Raw genomic sequence first — 15,364 nt, forward strand, 5'->3', positions numbered from 1 at the left:
ACGGCATCGGGGCCGCCTGCCACCAGGGCGTCGAACCGGTCCCACTCGGGTGGGGCGTCGGCGGGCCGTCCGAAGCGGGGGGGTGTCCCTATGAGTTTGTCAAGCGGCTGCTGCGGCGTGGGTTGGTTCGGGGTGTCGGTAGCGGGCTCCGTTTCGGAGCATGGCGTAGAGGACGTCGCAGCGTCGTCGGGCGAGGCAGATGAGGGCGGCGTTGTGTTTCTTGCCCTCGGCTCTCTTGCGGTCGTAGTAGGCGCGGCTGGTCGGGTCGTGCAGTGCGGCGAAGGCGGCGAGGAAGAACGCGCGTTTGAGTTTGCGGTTGCCGGTGCGGGCGGGGTGTTCGCCTTTGATGCTGGTGCCCGAGGTGCGGGTGACCGGGGCGATGCCGGCGTAGGCGGCCAGGTGGGCGGAGCTGGCGAAGTTGGAGGCGTCGCCGATTTCGAGCAGGATGCGGGCGGCGGTCCTGATCCCGATGCCGGGCATCGAGGTCAGGACCCCGGCAAGAGGGTGCGCATCGAGAATCTCCTCGACCTCGGTGGCGAGTTGTGTGCGTTGCTGGAGCACGGTTTTGAGGCTGTCGGCGAGTCTGGGCAGCACGGTGTCCGCGGCGGTGGTTCCGGGGACGGTGACGGTTTGCTCGTCCAGTGCGTCGAGGATCGCGGTGACGAGTGTGTCGCCCATGCGCGGGGCGTGAACCTTCGCGATGGCAGTGAGTTTGCGGCGCCCGGCCTTGCGGATTCCGGTGGGGCCACCGCAACGGGACAGGATTTCCAGGACCGCCGGATGACTGATCTTCGGGCCGATCGCGCGTTCGAGGGCGGGGTGGACGCCGGTGAGCAGCCCGCGGATGCGGTTGGCGATCCGGGTGGCTTCGCCGGCCAGGTCGTCGTCGAAGCCGACCAGCACTTCCAGCTCGGCCAGGGTGTCGTCCCCGACGTCGACCGGGCGCAGCGTGTGCGGCAGCGAGCGGGCCGCGTCGGCGATGATGAACGCGTCGCGAGCATCGGTTTTGGCCTTGCCCGGGTAGAGATCGGCGATGCGGCGCATCGCCAGCCCGGGCAGATAGGCGACTTGGTGACCGGCTGCGCGGGCGACGGCGACCGGCAGCGCGCCGATCGTGGCTGGCTGATCAACCACGACCAGCAGCGGACCGAGCTGGGCGAGCTTGTCGAACAACGCGCGAAGTTTGGGTTCGCTGTTGGGCAAGGGCCCGTCATGCAGCCGCTTGCCAGCCGGATCCAGGCCCACCGCGTGGTGGCTGCCCTTGCCGACGTCAAGGCCGAGGAACACGCCGAAACTGCTGGTCATGCACGGTTCTTTCGTCCGTCGCGGGTGGTCGCCGGTCAGGCATCGATGGCCGGCACCCACGTTACGACGAGACCTGCCCTGCGGGCGGCCGTGTCCCTATTCAGCGGTCCCTCGATGCCGCCAGGCCCGGTGACACCACCCCCCGGATCATGGACTCGACTGGGGGCATCAGTCATGCCGAACCTGGCGACCACAGCTCCTTGATCAGGAACTACGAAAAAGGTAACGGGGCAATTCGACCGTGCGGTTGATGGGAAACACCCGATCGCGAGACGCTGGTACCCACCCATTCCGCTCGGGCGAGGAGCACGATGTCCCGGTTGGTCGCGCAGATGTTCATCAGCCTCGACGGTGTCGTGCAGGCACCCGGCGATCCCGGCGAGGATCGGTCCGGTGGGTTCCGGCACGGCGGCTGGCACCTGCCGTACCACGACGCGGCGGTCCACGCCTGGGTCGAGCGCAACAACGACAACGCCGCCGGGTACCTGATCGGCCGCCGGACCTACGACTTCTTCAAGGACCACTGGCCGGCCGCCACCGAGGAGTCCGTCGGCTCGCTCGCCCGGCAGATGAACGAGAAGACCAAGTGGGTGGTGTCCGCCACCCTCGACGAGCCGACCACCTGGGCTCACTGCAAGACCACCGCCATGCCCGACTCGCGGCGCGCCGTCGACGAGCTGATCGGCGCCGTCGGCGGCGACCTCCTGCTGCTGGGCAGCACCCAGCTCCTCGGCAGCCTGCTCACGGCGGGGCTGGTCGACCGGCTGCACCTGGTCCTCGACCCGATCGCGCTCGGACAGGGCGCACGGCTCTTCCCGCTCGACGGCACCACGCGGTGGAACCTGGTCGAAAACCAGTCGACGGCGAGCGGGGCGGTACTGCTCACCTACGACGCGGCGGCCTGACCCGGGACTCCCCGCAGTCCGGCGACCTGCTCCGGGCGAGCAGCAGCGCCGCTGCCCGACCGGTCGGGCACGATCACCCGCCCGTCGGCAAGTCCCTCGCGACCTCGGCGAGCCGGGTGATGCCGCGCCGGATGGCGGGTTCGTTGAGCGTGGCGTACCCGAAGATCAACCCGCCGCGTTCAGGGCGTTCGAGGTAGTACTGCGCGAGGCCCGCGATACCGACACCGTGCGCGGCGGCCGTCGCGACCACCGCCGCCTCGTCCCAGTCCGGCGGTAGCCAGGTCACCAGGTGCAGCCCGGCCGAGATGCCCGCCGGTTCGAGTTCGGGCAGGAACTCCCGCAGCGCACCCAGGAGCGCGTCGCGGCGACGCCGGTAGACCGGGCGCATGCGCCGCAGGTGGCGGTCGAACTCCCCGCGGGCGAGGAAGTCGGCGAAGGCCAGCTGGTCCATCACCGGCGAACCCCGGTCGGCGACCACCTTGGCCTCGGCGACCGGGCCGACGAGGTGCGCGGGCAGCACGAGCCAGCCGAGCCGCAACCCCGGCGCCAGCGTTTTGCTCGCCGTACCCGCATACGCGACCTGCTCGGGTGCCAGTCCTTGCAGGGCACCGATCGGCGCGCGGTCGTAGCGGTACTCGGTGTCGTAGTCGTCCTCGATCACCAGCGCGCCGGTGCGGTTAGCCCAGCGCACCACGGCCGCGCGCGCGTCCGCGGCCAGCACTCCGCCGGTCGGCCACTGGTGCGACGGGGTGAGCACGAGCGCGTCGGCGTGGGTCCGGTCCAGCTCCGCCACGTCGATGCCGTCGGGTCCAACCGGGATGCCGACCACGGACATGCCCAGTGCGGCGGCGATCGGCCGGGTGTCGTCGTCGGCCGAAGGGTCCTCCACGGCGATCCGCTTCGCACCCGCGGCGGCGAGCACCTGCAGCAGAAGCGCGAGCCCCTGGGCGTACCCGTTGCAGACGACCACGCGGTCCGGCGTGGCCGCGGTGCCCCGCACGCGGTTGAGGTAGTCGCTCAGCGCCAGGTGCAGCTCCGGCACCCCGCGCCCGTCGAGGTAACCGAAGCGGTCCGCCGGGATTTCGGTGAGCACGCGGCGGATCGAGCGCAGCCAGGCGGCGCGCGGGAAGCTCGACACGTCGGCCCGCCCGTAGCCGAAGTCGATCGCGGGCGCGGCCGGCCGGACCGCCCGCGGTGCCGGTCGTGGTGCGGTCCGCGCCCCCGCCGCGACCTCGGTGTAACCCCCGGACCGGCTCGCCAGGTACCCCTCGGCCACCAGCTGCTGGTACGCCTCGACGACCACCCCGCGCGACACGCCGAGGTCGGCGGCCAGCGCGCGGGTGGGCGGCAGGGCCGTGCCGAGCGGCAGCCGCCCGGACTGGACGCCCTCCCGGATGGCGGTGCCCAGCTGTCGGTGCAGCGGTACCTTCGCTTCGCGGTCGAGCCGGACCAGCAGCTCGGCAGCCGGCGAATTGGTCCTGGATCGCGACATGGAATTGGACGTTAGACTCCGGACCGATTCCGGTCACGCTGGTTCCATGACCACTACCGAAACCGCCTTCGACGGCCAGTTCCTCCAGCCCGGCGACGCCGGCTACGACCAGGCCAGGACCGTGTGGAACGCGATGGTCGACCGGCGGCCCCGCCTGATCCTGCGCTGCGCCACGGTGGCCGACGTGGTGCGTGCCGTGCGCCTCGCCCGCGAGCGCGACCTGGAGATCGGCGTCCGCTGCGGCGGGCACAGCGGGCTGGGCCTTGCCGTGCCCGAGGACGGGCTGATGATCGACCTGACCCCGCTGAACGGCGTGCGCGTCGAGGGCCGCCGGGCCCGCGTCGGCGGCGGCGCCCTGCTCGGCGAACTCGACCGCGCGGCGCAGCGCCACGGGCTGGCCACCACCGCGGGCAACGTGTCCCACACCGGCGTCGGCGGGCTCACCCTCGGCGGTGGCATGGGCTGGCTCGCCCGGCAGTACGGGCTCGCTTGCGACAACGTGCTGTCGTTCCAGGTGGTCACCGCCGAGGGCGCGGTCGTCCGGGCCAGCGCGACCGAGAATCCCGAGCTGTTCTGGGGTTTGCGCGGGGACGGCGGCAATTTCGGCATCGTCACCGAGTTCGAGTTCGCGCTGCACGCGGTGGGTACGCGGGCGCTGGTCGCGGAGTACGACTTCCCGGTCGAACGCGCCGCGGCGGCCATGCGGACCTGGCGCGATCTGAGCCACGAAGCGCCCCGGCAGGCGACCTTTACCGCGTCACTGGGGAAGAAGCTCGAAGTCGGGTTCGTCTGGGTCGGTGACCCGGCGGCCGCCCAGCCGCTGCTGCACCGGATGCGCGCGCTCGGGCACCCGCTGGAAAGCCGCGTTCGTGAACTGTCCTATTTGGACCTCCAGCAGCGGGACGACCAGACCGGCCGCCACGCGCTTCGCCGTTACTCGAAGGCCCACTACCTGCCCGAGCTCTCCGACGCCGCGATCGACGCGTTCCTGTCCCGTGGCGTGGACGACCCGCGGCTGCCGGGCCTGCCCAACGCGAGCCTCCAGGCCTACGGCGGTGCGATCGCCGACGTGGCCGACGAGGACACCGCATTCGGTTACCGCGGCACGAAGTTCGAGTACGGCACGGGAATCGGCTGGACCGACCCCGCCGAGGACGAGGCGCGGATGGCCGCCGCCCGGCGGAGCGCCCGCGCCCTCGAACCGTTCGCGCACGGCGTGTACTTCAACTCCCTGAGCGACGACCGGATCCAGCGCGCCTTCCCGCCGGCGAAACTCGCCCGGCTCACCGCGCTCAAGCGCGTCTACGACCCGCAGAACGTGTTCCACCTCAACCCGAACATCGATCCGCGGGGTTGACCCTGACGCAGGGTCAACCTTCCAGCCTGGTGGTATGACCATTCACCATGACGGCGTGACGATCCCGGTGTCCCGCGGCGGGCGCGGGCGTCCGCTCGTGCTGTGCCCCGGGCTGCTCACCACGCAGGACGACCTGCGCGAGCTGATCGAGCTGCTGCGCCTCGACCACGAGGTGGTGAGCTTCGACCTCCGGGGCCACGGCCGTTCTTCGCCCGGTTCCCGGTACACCTTCGACGCGTTCCTCGGCGACCTCACCGCGGTGCTCGCGACGCTGGACGAGCCGCCCCTGCTCGTGGGGCACTCGCTGGGTGCGGATCTCGCCGTGCACCACGCCACCGAGCACCCGGTCGCCGGACTCGTGCTGATCGACGGGGCGAACCCGGTGCCCTCGCCGTTCCTCGGCCCGGAGGACCTGCCGGAGTTCCGGGCGATGGCCGCGGAACTGGCCGTCGGCCAGGCACTGAGCGCGGCGGACATCCTCGACCTGAACCTGGAGATCGACGCGGTGCGGGGCAGCATCCTCGACCGGTTCCGGCGGCTGGACTGCCCGGTCACGATGATCATGTCGTCCTCGATGGCGGGCGAGGGCGGCCGTGCCGCGTGGCGGAACCAGAACTGGCGCGCGGGGATCGAGCGGCTCACGCGCGAAGTGCCGTCCGTCGTCACGCACTGGCTCGACGCCGGTCATGGGCTCGTCGTCACGCACGCACGGGAGATCGCGCGGATACTGGCCCGGTGTTGACCATCGGCGAGCTGGCGGCGTACGCGGGGGTGACGGTGCGCGCGGTCCGGCACTACCACGCGAAGGGGCTGCTGGCGGAGCCGGAACGCGACCACTCCGGCTACCGGCGGTACGGCGCCGGGGCGGCGGTCGAGCTGATCAAGATTCGGACCCTCGCCGACGCCGGGATCCCGCTGGCGCGCGTGCGGGAACTGCTCGACGCCGATCCCGGCGAGTTCGCCGTCGCGGTCGCCGACATCGACCGACGGCTCGAGGAGGAGATCGAGGAACGGAAGCGGCACCGCGAGCGGATCGCCCGGCTCACCGCCGGTGACCACCTGGTCCTGCCGCCGGAGGTGGTCGACCTGCTCGACCGGCTGCGGGCACTCGGCGTCGACGAGCGCATCGTCGGCGTCGAACGGGACGGCTGGATCCCGCTGGCCGCGCACTCGCCGAACCGGATCCCGGAGTGGGCGGCGCGCAAACGCGCCCAGCTCGGTGACCTCGTGGACTTCTACCTGATCCTGGGCCAGGCCCTCGATGGTGACGAGTCGCAGCTGCCGGGTCTGGCCGACCAGCTGGCCGCCCACCTCACACGGCTGGGCGAGGCCTACGTCGACGACACCGATCTGCCGCCGCCGTTCGCGGAACTGATGGACGCACTGGCTTTCGACGCCGCTCCACCGGCGCGCCGCCTGATCGCGTTGCTGCGCGAACGCGGCTGGACCGGCTGGACCAAGGTCGAACGCGTCACCTGACCAGCAGGCAGAAGGGACGCCATCGCCGTGAAGGCAGCATCAGGGGCGAGGTGTCCGCCCGCAGGTGGTGCCGGGTCAGGGCGAGGTGTCCGCTTGCAGGCGGCGCCGGGTGTTGCCGAGGTGGACGCGCAGGGCGGCTCGCGCGGTTTCGGCGTCGCCCGCCTGGATGGCGGCGGCGATGTTGTCGTGTTCCGAGCGCACCCGGTCGACGTGGGCGCTGTCGGTGAGCGAGTACGCGTCACCGAGACCGCTGCGCGGCAACATGATCATCATCGGCCCGAGCGCGTCCAGCAGTTCCAGATAGAAGCGGTTGCCGCTGGCAGCGGCGATCGCGCGGTGGAAGGCGAAGTCGGCCTCCACCACGGTGTCGGCGCCGGCCGAAGCGAAGGCCGCGCGGGCCTTCTCGATCGCTTTCGCGCTGCGGGCCCCGACCCGGGTGGCGGCCAGCGCCGCGGCCTCCGACTCGACGCCGATCCGGAAGTCCAGCATCGCGAGCACGTCGGAGTGGTGGCGGAGCTCGCCGCTGTCGAGCCGGAACGGGGTGGCCTCCGGCACCGCGAGCACGAAGGAACCGCGTCCCTGGTGGGTTTCGACCAGCCCTTCCGCCTGCAGCCGGGTCACCGCCTCCCGCGCGGTGCTCCGAGAGACGCCGTAGGTGTCGATGAGCTCCTTCTCCGACGGCAGCCGGGCACCGGGCGACAGGTCGCCGGAAACGATCCGCGCCTTCAGTCCGTCGACGACGCCCAGTGCGAGCGAAGCGGTCACCACGCGAACGCCATGGTCGACTCGGGTCCTTCCCGGTAGCTTGTCGGATGAGTGGGAACTTATCGCACGAGTTGGAGGTCCGCCAGTGAGCCAGCACCCGCGCCGCCGGATTCCGCGCTGGAGCGACGTCGAACCGTTCCTGCGGCGCCCGCCCCGCCCGGGCGCCCGCCCCGACGCCGTGGACCGGCGGCTGGCCCGGTGCATCACCATCAGCGACCTGGCGAAACGGGCGAAGCGCCGGGTGCCCGGCCCGGTCTGGGACTACGTGCACACCGGCGCCGAGGAGGAGGTCACGCTGCGCCGCAACCGGGAGGCCTTCGAACGGGTCGAGTTCAGCCCGCGTGCCTTCGAACAGGTCGGTGAACCCGACCTGCGCACCACCATTCTCGGCAAGCCCGCCACGTCGCCGTTGTTCATGGCGCCCACCGGGTACAGCCGCCTGAGCCACCACACCGGCGAGCTCGCGGTGGCGGCGGCCGCGGCGGCGGCCGGGGTGCCGTACACGCTGTCCACCTACGCCACCACCTCGATCGCGGACGTGGCGAAGGTCGGCGGCCGCAATTGGTTCCAGTTCTACGTGATGCGCGATCGGGCGGTGAGCCGCGAACACGCCGAGGAAGGGCGCCGGCAGGGGTTCGAGGCCGCGGTGCTCACCATCGACACGGCGCTCACCGGCCTCAAGGCGAGCGACCTGCGCAACGGGTTCTCCGTCCCGCCAAGGCTCACCGCCCGCACCCTGGCGGGCTTCGCGCGTCGCCCGGTTTGGGTGGCGAACACGCTGACCACCGATCCGCTGCGGTTCGCGACTTTCCCGGCCGGTTCGGAGTACGGCGTGTGGGGCGCGTCGAACCACCTGCGCGAACCGCACCTGCGCCCGGCGGATGTGGCCTGGCTCAAGGACTTGTGGGGCGGGCCGGTGGTGGTCAAGGGCGTGCTGTCGGTGGCGGACGCGATCGCCGCGGTCGACGCCGGTGCCGACGCGATCCAGCTGTCCAACCACGGCGGCCGCCAGCTCGACCGCTCGCCGGTGCCGCTGGAACTGCTGCCCCGCGTGGTCGACGCGGTCGGGGACCGCGCCGAGGTCTACCTCGACTCCGGGGTGCGCAGCGGTGCGGATGTGGTGGCAGCGCTGGGTTTCGGTGCTCGCGCGGTGGGCATCGGGCGCGCCTACCTGTACGGCCTGATGGTGGGTGGCCGTCGTGGTGTGGACCGCTGCCTGGACATCCTCACCTCCGACATGAAGCGGACCATGGCGCTGCTCGGCACCGCGGACGTCGGCGCGATCGGCGCGGAGCACGTCGGGTTCGTCCCTCGTGGGAGCTACGCGCAGGTGCCCCCGCTGAGGTGACGATCCCGGGCCCGCGGCTCACTAGCGTCACGGGCATCCGATCGATCGTCCACTCAGGAGGGTTTCATGATCCGCACCGGTGCGCTGGCGCTGACCTGCGCCGCGGCAGCCGTGGCGCTGGCGGGCTGTGACGAGGCGAGCGCGAACCTGCTCACCGGCACGGCGAAGATCCAGGTCGACGGCAAGGCGGTGAACGTCTCGTGCTCGGGTGCCTCCGAGCACCGGCCGACGATCATCCTCCTGCACGGTGGCGGGGACGCGCTGGACAAGTTCGCCGCGCTCCAGGGCAGGCTGGCGGAGAAGGACCGGGTCTGCTCCTACGACCGGCTCGGCGCCGGTGCCAGCGACCAGCCCGCCGGGCCGCAGACCTTCGAGAGCACCGGGAAGGTGCTGACCGGGGTGATCGACCAGGTGGCCGGGGGCGGGCCGGTGGTGCTGGCCGGGCACTCGCTGGGCGGGCTGATCGCGGGCCGGTACGCGCCGGACCACCAGGACAAGGTCGAGGGGCTGGTCCTGCTGGACGCGACGTCGCCGAGCCAGAGTGCCGATCTCGTCGAGGAGATCCCCGCCTCCGCCACCGGCATGGGACCGCAGCTGCGCGACCAGACGCTGGGCATCCTGAGCGGGCAGAACCCGGAACAGCTTTCGACGCCGGACGGCATGGTCGCCTCCGCCGGGGACATCCCGGTGGAGATCATCTCGCACGGCAAGCAGTACCTCGGTGCCGTTCCCGAATTCGGGCCCGGCCTGGAGCGCCGGTGGACGGAGGGCCAGCAGAAGTGGGCCGCGCTGTCCACCAACAGCAAGGTGAGCACCGCGGCGAACAGCGAGCACTACATCCACCTCGACGAGCCGGAGGTGGCGATCCAGGCCATCCAGCGCGTCGCCGACCAGATCGCCGAGAACATGTGAGCCGCTCAGGTGACCAGGCCGTGGCGGTAGGCGTAGACCACGGCCTGGACCCGGTCGCGGAGACCGAGTTTGGCCAGGATCCGCGAGACGAACGTCTTCACCGTCTCCTGGCTGATCACCAGTGTCCCGGCGATCTCGCTGTTCGACAGCCCGTCCGCGATCAGCCGCAGCACCTCCAGCTCGCGCGGCGTCAGCGCCTCGTGCGAGGTCGCCTCGGCGGGGCGGATCCGGGTGGCGTACGCGCCCACGAGCTGCCGGGTCACCTCCGGCGCCAGCAGCGCGGAGCCACCGGCCACGGTCCGGATCCCGTGCAGCAGCTGGGCGGGCGGCGCCTCCTTGAGCAGGAACCCGCTCGCCCCCGCGCGCAACGCCCGGTAGACGTACTCGTCCAGGTTGAACGTGGTCACCACGAGCACCTTGACCGGGTCCGCCACCCCGGCCCCGGCCAGCAGGCGGGTGGCCTCGATCCCGTCGAGCACCGGCATGCGCACGTCCATCACCACCACGTCCGGGCGCAGGCGGCCGGCCAGTTCCACCGCCGCCCGCCCGTCCCCGCACTCGCCCGCCACCTCGAGATCGGGCTGGGCGTCGATGATGGTCACCAGTCCGGTGCGGATCAGCACCTGGTCGTCGCAGACCAGGACCCGGATCGGCGCGGTCACGACGGGCTGCCCGCGGGGATCCGCGCCCGCACGTGGAAACCGCCTTCGTCGCCGTGGCCCGCGCTGAAGTCGCCGCCCAGCACGTCGACGCGTTCGCGGAGCCCGTCGAGGCCGCGCCCGCTGCCGCCGGGGGAGCCGTCCGGTGTCCCGTGGCCGTCGGTGCTGACCTCCACGGTGATCTCCTCGATCCCGTGGTGCACCTGGACCGAGGTGCGGCTGCCGTGCGCGTACTTGAGCGCGTTCGTCAGCGCCTCCTGCACCACGCGGTAGGCCACCGGACCGGCGTGGCCGGTGGCCGTCGCCGGCGTGCCCCGCTCGCTGAACTCCACCGGCTGCCCGGCCTGGCGCGTCCGCTCGACCAGCGTGCGGAGCCCGGTCGCGGACGCCGTGCCGGGGTCGAGCAGGTCGAGCAGGTGCCGCAGGTCGGTCAGCGCCTCCCGCCCGGTGTCGGTGACCGCGGTCAGGGTCTGGTCCAGGCGGTCCGGCGTGGTGGTCAGGTACCGGGCCGATTCGGCCTGCACCACCATCGCCGTCACGTGGTGGGTGACCACGTCGTGCAGTTCACGGGCGATGCGGGTGCGTTCGGCGGTGCGGGTCTCCTCGGCGACGCGGCGGCGGCGCTCGGCTTCGGCGGCCCGGTTGGCCCGCAGCCACGACCCGATGCCCCAGACCAGGCACAGCGCGAGGTAGAAGGTGACGTACCCGGCCGGCGACTCGGTCCCGCCGAGCAGGTGGAGGGCGACCGCCAGCGGCACGTAGGCCGCGGAGAACAGCGCCGCCGCGAGGTGCCGCCGCCGTTCCGACCTGGATCCCAGGTTCAGCACCGCGATGGCCAGCGCGGTGCCCGCGAACGAGTGGTACCCGCGGAGCTGGTCGACGGCGAAGCCGAGCGACACCACCACCAGCGCGGCGACCGGCCACCGGCGGCACGCCGCGAGCGGGGCGCACTGCAGCGCGATCGCCACCACGGCCAGCAGGTCGTAGGGCCGGGCGGGCAGCCCGCCGAGCACCGTGCCGTGGCTGTGCAGCGAGGGCACCAGCGAGCCGGCGAACAGCGCCAGCCCGACGACGAGGTGGCCGCGCGCCACCCCGAACCGGCGAAGGGACTCCGGGACGCGCCGAAGAGTGACCACGGGAGAACCTTAGTGGGGGCGCGGAACCCGCCCGCCTCAAGCCCCACCGCCGCCCGTCGGTAGTCCACATAGGACAGATTTACCCCCGGGTGCCGGGTTTCTGGTAGCTTGCGACTGTGCGTGTCCGATCGGCTACCCCGTGGCGCCTGCTGGTGACCGCGGTCCTCTGCGGCTTGCTGACCTTCGCGGGTCTGCACGCCGACGCCACCGACGGCGCGCACTCCCTCGGCCACGACGCGCCCGCCGCCGCGGCCACCGCGCCCGGGCCGAGCTGCGCCCACGACCCGGGCCCCGCCGAGCCCGAGCACGGGCACCCGTCGGCGGCCCAGGGCCGGGCCTCGATCCGGGACGACAACGGGCCGATCGTGCCGGTGAGCACGGTCCCGCCGGTCTCGGTGTTGTTCACCGCCGCCGAACCGGGGCCCGCCGGAACCGGCCGCACCGGCGCCGAACGCGCCGGGTGGCCCCTGCTGATCAGTCTGTGCGTGTCGCGGACGTGAGCCGGTGCCCGCGCACCGAACTCACCGGCACCACTGACTGAAAGCCGAGAAACTCCCTTGCTCACGAAGAAGAACGCGGGCGCTTTCGCGCGCCCGGAAAACGGTACGCACGGCTCGCCCGCCCTGCTCGTCGGCGACACCCCGGTGCTGTGGGTCGAAGACCTGCTCGGCACCACCGGCCGCGGGTTCTGGGCCAAGCTGGAGGGGATGAACCCCGGCGGCATGAAGGACCGCCCGGCGCTGCACATGGTCGAGAAGGCGAAGGAACGCGGGGACCTGCGGGCGGGCGCGCCCATCGTCGAATCCACCAGCGGCACCCTCGGGCTCGGCCTGGCGCTGGCCGGCGCCGCCCACGGCCACCCGGTGACCCTGGTCGCCGATCCCGGGCTGGAACCGATCGTCCGGCACCTGCTGCTCGCCTACGGTGCCGAGGTCGACCTGGTGGAGCGGCCGCACCCGGCCGGGGGCTGGCAGCAGGCCCGGCGCGACCGGGTCCAGCGGCACCTCGCCCGGTGGCCGGGCGCGTGGTGCCCGGACCAGTACCACAACCCCGACAACGTCACCGGGTACGCGTCGCTGGCCGGCGAACTGGCCGCGCAGCTGGGCGAGATCGACATCCTGGTGTGCTCGGTGGGCACCGGCGGCCACTCCGCCGGGACCTACCGCCACCTGCGCCCCCGGTACCCGGACCTGCGGCTGGTCGGGGTGGACACGATCGGCTCGACGATCTTCGGGCAGCCCGCGGCGCCGCGGCTGATGCGCGGGCTCGGGTCGAGCATCTACCCGCGCAACGTCGACTACCCCGCCTTCTCCGAGGTGCACTGGGTGGCCCCGGCCGAAGCGGTGTGGGCCTGCCGCAGGCTCGCGCTGACGCGGCACGTCTCCGGCGGCTGGAGCGTGGGCGCGGTGGCGCTGGTCGCCGGGTGGCTGGCCAGGACGGAACCGCCGGGCACCCGGATCGCCGCGGTGTTCCCGGACGGGCCGCAGCGGTACTTCGACACGATCTACAACGACGAGTACTGCCGCGCGCACGACCTGCTCGGGCACCAGCCGCGCCCGCATCCGGACACTGTGGACAGTCCGGCGACGGCCACCTTCTCGCGCTGGACGCGGTCGACGTCGGTGGCCGATCCGGTGGCGGAGGTGGCCAGGTGACCGGGTTCCTCGCCCGGTTCCGGTCGTTCGGCAGGCCGAGCCAGGTCCTGATGCTCAACCAGTTCGGCATCAACCTCGGGTTCTACTCGCTGATGCCGTACCTGGCCGCGTACCTGTCCGGGCAGCTGGCATTGGCGGCCTGGCTGGTCGGGCTGTTGCTCGGCGCGCGGAACTTCGCGCAGCAGGGCCTGTTCCTGGTCGGCGGCACGCTCGCGGACCGGTTCGGGGCCAAACCGCTGATCGTCGCGGGCTGCGTGCTGCGCACGGCCGGGTTCGCCCTGCTGGCGCTGGTGGAATCGCCGGTCACGCTGCTGATCGCGTCGGTGGCCATCGGCTTCGCCGGCGCGTTGTTCAACCCGGCCGTGCGGGCCTACCTCGCCGCGGACGCGGGGGAGCGGCGGGTCGAGGCGTTCGCCGTGTTCAACGTGTTCTACCAGGCGGGGATCCTGGCCGGCCCGGTCGCCGGGCTGGCGCTGACCGCGGTCGACTTCCGGTTGACCTGCCTGGTGGCCGCGGTGGTCTTCGCCGTGCTGGCGGTGTTCCAGTGGCGCGCGCTGCCCGCGGGGGAGGTGCGCGAGGCGCCGGTGCGGGCGCTGGCGTCGTGGCGCCGGATCGCCGGGAATCGGACCTTCGTGCGGTTCTCGCTGGTCATGGTCGGGTCGTACGTGCTGTCGTTCCAGATGTACCTGGCGCTGCCGATGGAGGCGGTGCGGGTGGCCGGTCCCGGTACCGCGGGGACCGCGCTGACCACGGTGCTGTTCGCGGTGTCCGGCGGGCTGGCGATCGTGCTGCAGCTGAAGGTGGTCGGCTGGTGCCGGGACCGGTGGTCGCCGGGCGGGTGCCTGTCGCTCGGCATGGTGGTGATGGCGGTGGCCTTCGTGCTGCCGCTGACCACCGCGCGGGCCGGGGCGTGGGTCGCCGCGGTGGCGCTGGTGGTGTCGGCCGCCCTGCTGGCGCTGGGCACGGCGGTGGTGTTCCCGTTCGAGATGGACGCCATCGTGCGGTTGTCCGGTGATTCGCTGGTGGCCACGCACTACGGCTTCTACAGCACCGTGGTCGGGGTCGGGATCCTGCTGGGCAACCTGGGCACCGGCGCGGTCTTCGACGTGGCACGGGAGGCGGGCTGGCCGGAGGCACCCTGGTTCGGCCTGGTGGTGATCGGCGCCCTGGGCGCGCTGGCCCTGCGGCGCCTGGACCTCAGGCGGGTTTCACCGGCTGCCGCAGGATCGTCCTGAGCTTCGCCGGTTCGGTGCGGCGGGGATCGCTGAGGTAGATCTCGTGGTGGTCGCCGTTGAAGGTGAAGCCGTGGGCGGGGAGGTACTCCCGGTGGAGGCGCGCCAGCGTCGGGGTTTCGTCGTCGTACGAGCCGAGGTGCAGGATCTGCACGCAGGTTCCTTCGGCGAGGGTGCGCAGTCCGACCGCCGGGAGTCCCTTCTTCGCCGCGACGGTTTCGACCGCGGAATCGACCATTTCCCCGGTCACCCACGGCGGCAGGCTGATCATCATCGTCCACTCCCACTGGTCCTTGCGGCGGGAGAGGAACACGCCGGGGTCGTCGGCTCGCCACAACCCCTCCAGCGGGCCCACCACGAAGTCCTGCCCGAGTGCCTTCTTCGCGGCGAACTTCAGCGTGTACGCCGTGCTGTACAAGGCTTCGACGGCGGTCGCGTACTCGGCCGAGGTGTTCGGGTCGCCGCTGCCGTCGATCGCGAGGTACGGCAGTTCGGGCACCTCGACCACGGTGAACTCCTTGGCGGGCGCCGAATAGAGCTGCTTGCGGGCCTTCTTGGCGTCGTACTTGTCCACCGCGGTCTCCTTCGCCAGTGCGCCCAGTGTGGATTCGGTCCAGCCCACGTCCGCCCTGAGCATGGCTTCGCTGTGGTCGAAGATCGCGGAAGCCGCGAAGGGCAAGGGTTCCTGCGCCGATCGGGCCGCCCGCACCTCGGCCAGCTGTGCCCGCAACGCCGCCAGGCGCTGCGTCAGCCCGGCCGCCACTTCCCGCTCCGCCAACGCGGGACTGTTGGCCATCCCGATCAGTACCCGCGCCCGAGCCGGGGTCAGCGACGCCAGCGCTTCGCGAGTCGCGGCGGCGCACAGTTCACGGCCCGCCGCCGTGGCGCGGAAGGTCACGCGTGCCTTGCCCTTCGCGGGCGCGCCGGTCGGTTCGATCAGGTCGCGCTTCGCCAGTTTGTCGAGCACGTAGTAGATGGAGGAGAAGCCGAGCGCCGTCCACGCGCGCACGCCCCGCTCCTCGATCACGCGTTCCAGGTCGTATCCGTGCCGGGGCTGCTCGACGAGCAACCCGAGCACGGTCAGCTCCCCATCGGTCAGCACGCCGCTATTCTAGCACT

At 72.1% G+C, this 15,364-nt stretch carries 15 protein-coding genes; 9 read left to right on the plus strand and 6 right to left on the minus strand.

Annotated elements, in window-relative coordinates:
- Window positions 1-99: 99 nt before the first annotated feature.
- Window positions 100-1,305 carry an IS110 family transposase gene (locus tag JYK18_RS25535; RefSeq protein ID WP_206800050.1) on the minus strand — a complete coding sequence of 402 codons (1,206 nt, stop codon included), beginning with the start codon at window positions 1,303-1,305 and terminating at the stop codon, window positions 100-102.
- A 311-nt stretch (window positions 1,306-1,616) separates the two neighbouring features.
- Between JYK18_RS25535 and JYK18_RS25540 the strand changes: the two genes are divergently transcribed.
- The gene (locus JYK18_RS25540; protein ID WP_206805844.1) at window positions 1,617-2,210 is read left to right on the plus strand and encodes a dihydrofolate reductase family protein; all 594 of its coding nucleotides are present in this window, start codon (window positions 1,617-1,619) and stop codon (window positions 2,208-2,210) included.
- Between the two features lie 73 nt (window positions 2,211-2,283).
- Here JYK18_RS25540 and JYK18_RS25545 read toward each other — a convergent pair whose 3' ends face one another.
- A complete protein-coding gene (locus tag JYK18_RS25545) occupies window positions 2,284-3,702 on the minus strand; it encodes a PLP-dependent aminotransferase family protein (RefSeq protein ID WP_206805846.1) in 1,419 nt (472 codons plus the stop codon).
- 46 nt (window positions 3,703-3,748) lie between these two features.
- Here JYK18_RS25545 and JYK18_RS25550 point away from each other — a divergent pair, with 46 nt between their 5' ends.
- From JYK18_RS25550 to JYK18_RS25560, 3 genes are read left to right on the plus strand one after another with little or no spacing between them, the layout of a single operon-like run.
- On the plus strand, window positions 3,749-5,059 hold the full coding sequence (locus JYK18_RS25550; RefSeq protein ID WP_206805848.1) for an FAD-binding oxidoreductase: 1,311 nt from the start codon (window positions 3,749-3,751) through the stop codon (window positions 5,057-5,059).
- A gap of 34 nt (window positions 5,060-5,093) precedes the next feature.
- Window positions 5,094-5,801, plus strand: coding sequence for an alpha/beta fold hydrolase (locus JYK18_RS25555; RefSeq protein ID WP_206805850.1), 708 nt, complete (start codon window positions 5,094-5,096; stop codon window positions 5,799-5,801).
- Complete coding sequence (locus JYK18_RS25560) at window positions 5,795-6,538, plus strand: MerR family DNA-binding transcriptional regulator (RefSeq protein ID WP_206805856.1); 744 nt, start codon at window positions 5,795-5,797, stop codon at window positions 6,536-6,538. Before JYK18_RS25555 ends, JYK18_RS25560 begins: the two co-directional genes overlap by 7 nt.
- Window positions 6,539-6,613: 75 nt before the next feature.
- On the opposite strand, the gene JYK18_RS25565 is transcribed toward JYK18_RS25560, so the two are convergent.
- Entirely contained in the window at window positions 6,614-7,303 is a 690-nt protein-coding gene (locus JYK18_RS25565) for a FadR/GntR family transcriptional regulator (RefSeq protein ID WP_206805864.1), read from the minus strand.
- An 85-nt stretch (window positions 7,304-7,388) separates the two neighbouring features.
- Here JYK18_RS25565 and JYK18_RS25570 point away from each other — a divergent pair, with 85 nt between their 5' ends.
- Both JYK18_RS25570 and JYK18_RS25575 read left to right on the plus strand, forming a co-directional pair.
- A complete protein-coding gene (locus tag JYK18_RS25570) occupies window positions 7,389-8,651 on the plus strand; it encodes an alpha-hydroxy acid oxidase (protein WP_307796053.1) in 1,263 nt (420 codons plus the stop codon).
- Window positions 8,652-8,717: 66 nt separating this feature from the next.
- Window positions 8,718-9,563, plus strand: coding sequence for an alpha/beta fold hydrolase (locus JYK18_RS25575; protein WP_206805876.1), 846 nt, complete (start codon window positions 8,718-8,720; stop codon window positions 9,561-9,563).
- A gap of 5 nt (window positions 9,564-9,568) precedes the next feature.
- Here JYK18_RS25575 and JYK18_RS25580 read toward each other — a convergent pair whose 3' ends face one another.
- On the minus strand, window positions 9,569-10,225 hold the full coding sequence (locus JYK18_RS25580; protein ID WP_206805879.1) for a response regulator transcription factor: 657 nt from the start codon (window positions 10,223-10,225) through the stop codon (window positions 9,569-9,571).
- Window positions 10,222-11,358 (minus strand): sensor histidine kinase, encoded by a 1,137-nt coding sequence (locus JYK18_RS48055; protein ID WP_206805881.1) that lies wholly within the window; start codon window positions 11,356-11,358, stop codon window positions 10,222-10,224. Before JYK18_RS48055 ends, JYK18_RS25580 begins: the two co-directional genes overlap by 4 nt.
- Before the next feature lie 116 nt (window positions 11,359-11,474).
- Here JYK18_RS48055 and JYK18_RS25590 point away from each other — a divergent pair, with 116 nt between their 5' ends.
- From JYK18_RS25590 to JYK18_RS25600, 3 genes are read left to right on the plus strand one after another with little or no spacing between them, the layout of a single operon-like run.
- Window positions 11,475-11,858, plus strand: a complete 384-nt coding sequence (locus tag JYK18_RS25590) for a hypothetical protein (protein ID WP_206805883.1) — start codon at window positions 11,475-11,477, stop codon at window positions 11,856-11,858.
- A 57-nt stretch (window positions 11,859-11,915) separates the two neighbouring features.
- On the plus strand, window positions 11,916-13,013 hold the full coding sequence (locus JYK18_RS25595; RefSeq protein ID WP_206805892.1) for a PLP-dependent cysteine synthase family protein: 1,098 nt from the start codon (window positions 11,916-11,918) through the stop codon (window positions 13,011-13,013).
- The gene (locus JYK18_RS25600; protein WP_206805895.1) at window positions 13,010-14,248 is read left to right on the plus strand and encodes an MFS transporter; all 1,239 of its coding nucleotides are present in this window, start codon (window positions 13,010-13,012) and stop codon (window positions 14,246-14,248) included. Before JYK18_RS25595 ends, JYK18_RS25600 begins: the two co-directional genes overlap by 4 nt.
- Here the strand turns inward: JYK18_RS25600 and JYK18_RS48060 are convergent.
- Window positions 14,211-15,347, minus strand: a complete 1,137-nt coding sequence (locus tag JYK18_RS48060; RefSeq protein WP_206805903.1) for a GyrI-like domain-containing protein — start codon at window positions 15,345-15,347, stop codon at window positions 14,211-14,213. The two genes, JYK18_RS25600 and JYK18_RS48060, sit on opposite strands and share 38 nt — an antisense overlap.
- Between the last annotated feature and the right edge of the window lie 17 nt (window positions 15,348-15,364).

It is taken from the genome of Amycolatopsis sp. 195334CR (assembly GCF_017309385.1).
GTDB lineage: Bacteria > Actinomycetota > Actinomycetes > Mycobacteriales > Pseudonocardiaceae > Amycolatopsis.

Excerpts from the sequence above, each read along its gene's own strand:
- JYK18_RS25535 (WP_206800050.1), bottom strand. The coding sequence starts at position 1,305 with ATGACCAGCAGTTTCGGCGTGTTCCTCGGCCTTGACGTCGGCAAGGGC.
- JYK18_RS25575 (WP_206805876.1), top strand. The coding sequence starts at position 8,718 with ATGATCCGCACCGGTGCGCTGGCGCTGACCTGCGCCGCGGCAGCCGTG.
- JYK18_RS25550 (WP_206805848.1), top strand. The coding sequence starts at position 3,749 with ATGACCACTACCGAAACCGCCTTCGACGGCCAGTTCCTCCAGCCCGGC.
- JYK18_RS25555 (WP_206805850.1), top strand. The coding sequence starts at position 5,094 with ATGACCATTCACCATGACGGCGTGACGATCCCGGTGTCCCGCGGCGGG.
- JYK18_RS25545 (WP_206805846.1), bottom strand. The coding sequence starts at position 3,702 with ATGTCGCGATCCAGGACCAATTCGCCGGCTGCCGAGCTGCTGGTCCGG.
- JYK18_RS25540 (WP_206805844.1), top strand. The coding sequence starts at position 1,617 with ATGTCCCGGTTGGTCGCGCAGATGTTCATCAGCCTCGACGGTGTCGTG.